We start from the raw sequence: 6,560 nt of genomic DNA, 5'->3' as shown, positions 1-6,560 counted from the left end.
GGGGTGGGGGTGTGGGGACGGTGGGGGGTGTCCCCGCAGGACGAGCGCGCAACCACCCCGTACGGGACGACCATGCCCGCAGGCGCGAGCCGAGGAGACACCCCCCACCGGCCCCGCACCCCCACCCCCCTTCTCCCACTCCGAGTGCGGACACCACCCCAGCCCCGCCGGCGCTTGAGGCGCACCCACCGGCCCGCACCCGGAAGGCACGCGCCGGGCCGCCCGCAGGGGGCGTGGGGGGTGACCCCCGTCACGCGATCCCACATGTCGGGACGACTTTGTCCGTATCGCGGACAGTGGTGGACTCCTCCAATCGCGCCATGCCACGCTTCCGCCATGAATGGAGCTGGAATTGCCTTGGTGAGTCGACGCCACGTCGACCTCGGCCGCATGTCCAGCGCCATCTGTCCGGCCCGCTGACGGAACCAGCACCCGCCGCACACCCGCCGCACACCGCCCGCCGAGCGGCACCCCTCGCAGTCCCCTGAAGGCCGCATTCCGCCCCCTCTCCCCCGGTCACCCCGGAGCGAAGGCGCGGCATTCCGCCACACCCGCTCAGCGTCCAGGGGTCACGCCACCCCCTCCCCGCGCCACCGCCCTGCCCTGAGCCGCCGAAGAAGGACGTACCGCCATGGCCGCCACCCCCGAAACGCCCGCAGCCGCGCCCGCAGCCGCCGCGCGCCGCAAGACCGGCCGTCACCGCGGCGAGGGCCAGTGGGCCGTCGGACACCACACCCCCCTCAACGGCAACGAGCAGTTCAAGAAGGACGACGACGGTCTCAATGTGCGGACACGCATTGAGACGATCTACGCCCACCGCGGCTTCGACTCCATCGACCCCAACGACCTGCGCGGCCGTATGCGCTGGTGGGGCCTCTACACCCAGCGCAAGCCCGGGATCGACGGCGGCAAGACCGCGATCCTGGAGCCGGAGGAGCTGGACGACAAGTACTTCATGCTGCGCGTCCGCATCGACGGCGGCCGGCTGACCACCGAGCAGCTGCGCGTCATCGGTGAGATCTCCGAGGAGTTCGCCCGCGGCACCGCCGACCTCACCGACCGCCAGAACGTGCAGTACCACTGGATCCGGATCGAGGACGTCCCGGAGATCTGGCGCCGGCTGGAGGCCGTCGGCCTGTCCACCACCGAGGCGTGCGGTGACACCCCCCGCGTGATCCTCGGCTCGCCCGTCGCCGGCATCGCGCAGGACGAGATCATCGACGGCACCCCCGCCATCGACGAGATCTACCGCCGCATCGTGGGCAACAAGGACTTCTCCAACCTGCCCCGCAAGTTCAAGTCCGCCGTCTCCGGCTCGCCGCTGCTCGACGTGGCGCACGAGATCAACGACATCGCCTTCGTCGGCGTGGAGCACCCCGAGCACGGGCCCGGCTTCGACGTCTGGGTCGGCGGCGGCCTGTCCACCAACCCCAAGCTCGGCGTCCGCCTGGGCACCTGGGTCTCGCTCGACGAGGTCCCGGACGTGTACGAGGGCGTCATCTCGATCTTCCGCGACTACGGCTACCGCCGCCTGCGCACCCGCGCCCGCCTCAAGTTCCTCGTCGCGGACTGGGGCCCGGCCAAGTTCCGCCAGGTCCTGGAGGACGAGTACCTCAAGCGCAAGCTGACCGACGGGCCCGCCCCCGCGCAGCCCTCCGGCCAGTGGCGCGACCACGTCGGCGTCCACCAGCAGCAGGACGGCCGGTTCTACGTCGGCTTCGCGCCCCGCGTGGGCCGCGTGGACGGCGCCACCCTCACCAAGATCGCGGACATCGCGGAGAGCCACGGCTCCGGCCGGCTGCGCACCACCGCCGAGCAGAAGATGATCGTGCTGGACATCGAGGCCGACCGGGTCGACTCGGTGGTGGAGGCGCTGGAGGCGCTGGACCTGCGGGTCAAGCCGTCCCCCTTCCGCCGCGGCACGATGGCCTGCACCGGCATCGAGTTCTGCAAGCTGGCCATCGTCGAGACGAAGGCGCGCGGCGCCTCGCTCATCGACGAACTGGAGCGCCGTCTGCCGGACTTCGCCGAGCCGATCACCATCAACATCAACGGCTGCCCGAACGCCTGCGCCCGTATCCAGGTGGCGGACATCGGTCTCAAGGGGCAGCTGGTCCTGGACGACGACGGCAACCAGGTGGAGGGCTACCAGGTCCACCTGGGCGGCGCCCTCGGCCTGGAGGCGGGCTTCGGCCGCAAGGTCCGCGGCCTCAAGGTCACCTCCGCCGGCCTGCCGGACTACGTGGAGCGGGTCGTCAAGAGCTACGAGGAGCAGCGCGAGGACGGCGAGCGCTTCGCGGCGTGGGTCGCCCGCGCGGACGAGAAGAGCCTGTCGTGAGCGAGCGCGCGGCACCGTTCTACTGCCCGTACTGCGGGGACGAGGACCTGTTCCCGCACGAGTCGGGTCACGGCGCCTGGGAATGCCGGGCCTGCAACCGGGCCTTCCAGCTGAAGTACCTGGGGCTGCTGTCCCGGGGGCTCGGGACGAACTCAGCGGGAGGGGACGAGATATGACCACCACGCAAGACGCCGGTCTCAGCAGTGCCGGTCCCAACAGTGCCGGTCTCCACAGTGCCGGTGCCAAGAACGCCGGCCTGAGGGCCGCCACGCTCAAGGAGCTGGCCGAGCAGGCGGGCCGGGACCTGGAGGACGCCTCCGCGCCGGAGATCCTGCGCTGGGCGGCCGAGACCTTCGGCCGGAAGTTCGCCGTCACCTCCTCCATGGAGGACGCGGTGGTCGCCCATCTCGCCTCGCGGGTCTTCCCCGGCGTGGACGTGGTCTTCCTCGACACCGGCTACCACTTCGAGGAGACCATCGGCACCCGCGACGCGGTCGACGCGGTGATGGACGTCAACGTCATCACCCTCACCCCGCGCCGGACGGTGGCCGAGCAGGACGCCGAGCACGGCCCCCGGCTGCACGACCGCGACCCGGACCTGTGCTGCGCGCTGCGCAAGGTCAAGCCGCTGGAGGAGGGCCTGACGGCATACGACGCGTGGGCGACGGGCCTGCGCCGCGACGAGTCCCCGACCCGGGCGAACACCCCGGTGGTCGGCTGGGACGAGAAGCGGGGCAAGGTGAAGGTCTCGCCCATCGCGCGCTGGACCCAGGACGACGTGGACGCGTACGTCGCCGAGCACGGTGTGCTCACCAACCCGCTGCTGATGGACGGCTACGCCTCCGTCGGCTGCGCCCCCTGCACCCGCCGGGTGGCGGAGGGCGAGGACGCGCGGGCCGGCCGCTGGGCCGGGCGGGGCAAGACCGAGTGCGGACTGCACGGCTGATGACGGCCCGCCGAGAACATACGGAGACAGAGCAGATGAGCGTGAGCGACCAGGGCGCCACCGTGTGGCTGACCGGGCTGCCGAGCGCGGGCAAGACCACCATCGCCTACGCGCTGGCCGAGCGGCTGCGCGCCGAGGGCCACCGGGTGGAGGTGCTCGACGGGGACGAGATCCGCGAGTTCCTGTCCGCCGGGCTGGGCTTCGGCCGCGAGGACCGGCACACCAACGTGCAGCGGATCGGCTTCGTCGCCGAACTCCTCGCGAGCAACGGCGTGAAGGCCCTCGTCCCGGTGATCGCGCCCTTCGCGGACAGCCGCGAGGCCGTCCGCAAGCGGCACGCGGCCGCCGCCACCCGCTACCTCGAAGTACACGTGGCCACCCCGGTCGAGGTGTGCTCCGAGCGTGACGTGAAGGGTCTGTACGCCAAGCAGGCGGCGGGCGAGATCTCCGGTCTGACCGGGGTCGACGACCCGTACGAGGCACCGGAGTCCCCGGACCTCCGCATCGAGTCGCACACGCAGACCGTGCAGGAGTCGGCCTCGGCCCTGCACGCGCTGCTCACCGAGAGGGGTCTGGCATGACGACGACCGTCGCACACGTCCACGGGGAGACGGACGCGCCCTACGCCCTGTCGCACCTGGACGCCCTCGAATCCGAGGCCGTGCACATCTTCCGCGAGGTGGCGGGCGAGTTCGAGAAGCCGGTGATCCTCTTCTCCGGCGGCAAGGACTCCATCGTCATGCTGCACCTGGCGCTCAAGGCGTTCGCGCCGGCGCCGGTGCCCTTCGCCCTGCTGCACGTGGACACGGGGCACAACTTCCCCGAGGTACTGGAGTACCGCGACCGGACCGTCGCCCGGCACGGGCTGCGCCTGCACGTGGCCTCCGTCCAGGAGTACATCGACGCGGGCACCCTGCGCGAGCGCCCGGACGGCACCCGCAACCCGCTGCAGACCGTCCCGCTGACCGAGGCCATCCAGCGGCTCAAGTTCGACGCCGTGTTCGGCGGCGGCCGCCGCGACGAGGAGAAGGCCCGCGCCAAGGAGCGGGTGTTCTCCCTGCGCGACGAGTTCTCCCAGTGGGATCCGCGCCGCCAGCGCCCTGAGCTGTGGCAGCTCTACAACGGCCGCCACGCCCCCGGCGAGCACGTGCGGGTCTTCCCGCTCTCCAACTGGACCGAGCTGGACGTCTGGCAGTACATCGCCCGCGAGGGCATCGAGCTGCCGGAGATCTACTTCGCCCACGAGCGCGAGGTGTTCCGGCGCAGCGGCATGTGGCTGACGGCCGGCGAGTGGGGCGGCCCGAAGGAGGGCGAGACGCCCGAGACGCGGCTGATCCGCTACCGCACCGTCGGTGACATGTCCTGCACCGGCGCCGTCGACTCCGACGCCGCCACGCTGGACGCCGTGATCGCCGAGATCGCCGTCTCCCGCCTCACCGAGCGGGGCGCGACCCGCGCCGACGACAAGATGTCCGAGGCCGCGATGGAAGACCGCAAGCGCGAAGGGTACTTCTAGACATGACCAGCACCACCGACCAGGCCGCCCAGCTCGCGGACCTGGCAGCGACCACCCTGCTGCGCTTCGCGACCGCCGGTTCCGTCGACGACGGCAAGTCCACGCTGGTGGGCCGGCTGCTGCACGACTCCAAGTCGGTCCTGACCGACCAGATGGAGGCCGTGGAGGCCGTCTCCGCCCAGCGCGGCCAGGACGCCCCCGACCTCGCGCTGCTCACCGACGGCCTGCGGGCCGAGCGGGAGCAGGGCATCACCATCGACGTCGCCTACCGCTACTTCGCCACCGCGCGCCGCCGGTTCATCCTGGCCGACACCCCGGGGCACGTGCAGTACACCCGGAACATGGTCACCGGTGCCTCCACCGCCGACCTGGCCGTGGTCCTGGTCGACGCCCGCAACGGCGTGATCGAGCAGACCCGCCGGCACGCGGCGGTGGCCGCGCTGCTGCGCGTCCCGCATGTGGTGCTGGCCGTCAACAAGATGGACCTGGTGGGCTACGAGGAGAAGGTCTTCGCGGCCATCGCCGAGGAGTTCACCGCGTACGCCTCCGACCTGGGCGTCCCGGAGATCACCGCGATCCCGATCTCGGCGCTGGCCGGGGACAACGTCGTGGAACCCTCCGCGCACATGGACTGGTACGGCGGCCCGACGGTGCTGGAGCACCTGGAGACCGTCCCGGTCAGCCACGACCTGACCGCCTGCCCGGCGCGCTTCCCGGTGCAGTACGTGATCCGCCCGCAGTCGGCGGAGCACCCCGACTACCGGGGCTACGCGGGCCAGATCGCCTCGGGCGTGCTGCGCGTCGGCGAGCCCGTCACCGTGCTGCCCTCCGGCCGGACCTCGGTGATCGAGGGCATCGACGCGCTCGGCGGCAGCGTGGACATCGCCTGGGCCCCGCAGTCGGTGACGCTGCGCCTCAAGGACGACATCGACATCTCGCGCGGCGACCTGATCGCGCCGTCCGCGACCGCGCCCGCCACCACGCAGGACGTCGTAGCGACGGTCTGCCACGTGGCCGACCAGCCGCTGGCCGTCGGCGCCCGGGTGCTGCTCAAGCACACCACGCGCACGGTCAAGGCGATCGTCAAGGAGATCCCCTCGCGGCTGACCCTGGACGACCTCTCCCCGCACCCGGAGCCGGGGCAGCTGGTCGCGAACGACATCGGCCGGGTCGTCGTACGCACCGCCGAGCCGCTGGCGCTCGACGCGTACGCCGATTCGCGGCGCACCGGGTCCTTCCTGCTGATCGACCCGGCCGACGGGACCACCCTCGCGGCGGGCATGGCGGGCGAGTCCTTCGCCTCGCGGGCCGAGGCCGCGGCGCCGGACGAGGAAGGGTGGGACTTCTAGTCATGTTCGCCGATCTGTACGCCACCTTCGCGAAGGAGGGCGGCCGTGTGGGCAGCGGCGCCCTCGGCAGCGGCCAGGGAGGGGTGGCGCGATGTGCGCGATGACCGCCTCCGCCCGTCCGCCGTACCCGCCACCGTTCCCCACCCGAAGCACCGCGCCGTAGGTCCACGGCGCGGCGAGAGGAAGCCCTCCCGTGCCTGCCACCCGTACCACCCTGCGCCGCGGCCTCGCCGCCGCGGCCGCCCTGCCGCTGCTGATCGGCGCGCTCGCCTCCTGCGGTTACGGTTCCGAGGCGAAGAAGGACGAGGCCAAGCCGCAGCCCGCGGCCGGTGAGGGCAAGAAGCTGTCCGCCTCCGAGGTCCGGATCGGCTACTTCCCCAACCTCACCCACGCCACCGCCCTGGTCGGCCT

General features: G+C 72.0%; 7 protein-coding genes and 1 pseudogene. All 8 read left to right on the top strand.

What is annotated here, in order from left to right; translation table 11 throughout:
• The first annotated feature begins 72 nt into the window (after positions 1-72).
• Positions 73-420, top strand: coding sequence for a putative leader peptide (locus ABZ873_RS33730; protein ID WP_360880547.1), 348 nt, complete (start codon positions 73-75; stop codon positions 418-420).
• 211 nt (positions 421-631) lie between these two features.
• Positions 632-2,338: a nitrite/sulfite reductase gene (locus tag ABZ873_RS33725; protein WP_360880544.1), complete on the top strand. Its 1,707-nt coding sequence runs from the start codon at positions 632-634 to the stop codon at positions 2,336-2,338.
• Complete coding sequence (locus tag ABZ873_RS33720) at positions 2,335-2,514, top strand: hypothetical protein (RefSeq protein WP_360880541.1); 180 nt, start codon at positions 2,335-2,337, stop codon at positions 2,512-2,514. Before ABZ873_RS33725 ends, ABZ873_RS33720 begins: the two co-directional genes overlap by 4 nt.
• Positions 2,511-3,284 (top strand): phosphoadenylyl-sulfate reductase, encoded by a 774-nt coding sequence (locus tag ABZ873_RS33715; RefSeq protein ID WP_360880538.1) that lies wholly within the window; start codon positions 2,511-2,513, stop codon positions 3,282-3,284. Before ABZ873_RS33720 ends, ABZ873_RS33715 begins: the two co-directional genes overlap by 4 nt.
• 35 nt (positions 3,285-3,319) lie before the next feature.
• Entirely contained in the window at positions 3,320-3,865 is a 546-nt protein-coding gene (cysC, locus tag ABZ873_RS33710; RefSeq protein WP_360880535.1) for an adenylyl-sulfate kinase, read from the top strand.
• The gene (cysD, locus tag ABZ873_RS33705) at positions 3,862-4,800 is read left to right on the top strand and encodes a sulfate adenylyltransferase subunit CysD (RefSeq protein ID WP_360880532.1); all 939 of its coding nucleotides are present in this window, start codon (positions 3,862-3,864) and stop codon (positions 4,798-4,800) included. Before cysC ends, cysD begins: the two co-directional genes overlap by 4 nt.
• Before the next feature lie 2 nt (positions 4,801-4,802).
• Positions 4,803-6,149 carry a GTP-binding protein gene (locus ABZ873_RS33700; RefSeq protein ID WP_360880529.1) on the top strand — a complete coding sequence of 449 codons (1,347 nt, stop codon included), beginning with the start codon at positions 4,803-4,805 and terminating at the stop codon, positions 6,147-6,149.
• A 193-nt stretch (positions 6,150-6,342) separates the two neighbouring features.
• Positions 6,343-6,560, top strand: a pseudogene (locus ABZ873_RS33695) (sulfate ABC transporter substrate-binding protein); the annotation flags it as partial.

Origin of the sequence: Streptomyces sp. NPDC047014, from assembly GCF_040644195.1 — a bacterium.
GTDB lineage: Bacteria > Actinomycetota > Actinomycetes > Streptomycetales > Streptomycetaceae > Streptomyces.
The sequence above is the reverse complement of the archived record's forward strand: the minus strand, read 5'-3'. Positions and strand labels throughout refer to the sequence as shown.